Source organism: Phormidium sp. CCY1219 (genome assembly GCF_035615515.1).
In the GTDB taxonomy this organism is placed as follows: Bacteria; Cyanobacteriota; Cyanobacteriia; order Cyanobacteriales; family Laspinemataceae; genus CCY1219.
Map to the genome: position 1 here is coordinate 1 of NZ_JAJENT010000933.1, position 284 is coordinate 284.

Below are 284 nucleotides of genomic sequence, written 5' to 3' on the forward strand. Positions count from 1 at the left end.
AAATTAGTCTTTACGCCAGGGGAAAACTTTACTGGGGAGATTAATTTTGGCTGGAATGGGTTTGATGGCAGCAGTTACGCTTCCACCGATGCGAAAGTGAATGTATCCGTGGCGGCGATTAATGCTGCACCGGAAGTCAGTGCTTTTAATAAATCCGGCAATCAAAATGGTGATATTTCGTTTTTGGCCAGTGATTTCACTCAGGCGTTTGCCGATAGCGAGGGAGACGAACTGGAGAAAATCAAAATTACCGCTCTCCCGGAGAACGGAAGTCTCACACTGAA

The 284-nt window shown here is 46.1% G+C and carries 1 protein-coding gene; it reads left to right on the forward strand.

Annotation, left to right across the window (positions count from 1 at the left end):
• Positions 1–284: hypothetical protein (locus LKK83_RS32515; protein WP_324635229.1), on the forward strand; the 284-nt coding region annotated here is incomplete at both ends.